Here is an 874-nt window from a genome sequence, read left to right as displayed (position 1 = left end):
CGATAGCGTCCCGGCCAGCGGCAACGGTGCCAGTGTCACCTTCGTGCCCAACGCCAACTGGAACGGCACCACCACCTTCGAGTACGCCGCGGTGGATAACGATGGTCTGGAGGACGGTTCCCCGGCCACCGGCACCATCACCGTTGCCTCGGTCAACGACGCACCGGACACCCATGCGGCCAGCGGTTCCGGCAACGAAGACTCGGCCGGTATCCCAGTTGCGCTCAGCGGCTCGGACCTCGATGGCACCATCGCCAGCTTTGTGATCAAGTCCCTGCCGGCCAATGGCACCCTGCTGCTGAACGGCGTGGCGCTGGCCATCGGCGATAGCGTCCCGGCCAGCGGTAATGGCGCCAGCGTCACCTTCGTGCCCAACGCCAACTGGAATGGCACCACCACCTTCGAGTACGCCTCGGTGGATAACGATGGTCTGGAGGACGGTTCTCCGGCCACTGGCACCATCACCGTGGCCTCGGTCAACGACGCACCGGACACCCACGCGGCCAGTGGTTCGGGTAATGAAGACTCGGCCGGTATCCCGGTTGCGCTCAGTGGCTCGGACCTCGACGGCACCGTCGCCAGCTTCGTGATCAAGTCGCTGCCGGCCAATGGCACCCTGCTGCTGAATGGTGTCGCACTGAATATCGGCGACAGCGTGCCGGCCTCCGGCAACGGCGCCAACGTCACCTTCGTGCCTAACGCCAACTGGAATGGCACCACCACCTTCGAGTACGCCTCGGTGGACAACGATGGCCTGGAAGACAGTTCCCCGGCCACCGGCACCATCACCGTCACGTCGGTCAACGACGCTCCGGAAACCCTCGCGGCCAGCGGTTCCGGCAGCGAAGATTCGGCGGGCATTCCGGTCAGCCTC

1 protein-coding gene is annotated in these 874 nt (G+C 65.4%); it reads left to right on the top strand.

Features of this window, described 5'->3' with window-relative positions; translation table 11 throughout:
• Nucleotides 1–874, top strand: an 874-nt coding sequence (locus E8E91_RS00035) for a tandem-95 repeat protein (RefSeq protein ID WP_280374019.1), incomplete at both ends; no start/stop codon positions are given.

Origin of the sequence: Pseudomonas sp. BN515 (genome assembly GCF_029873155.1) — a bacterium.
Lineage (GTDB): Bacteria > Pseudomonadota > Gammaproteobacteria > Pseudomonadales > Pseudomonadaceae > Metapseudomonas.
Note: the sequence above shows the minus strand (reverse complement) of the source record. Positions and strands in the feature narration are given on the sequence as shown.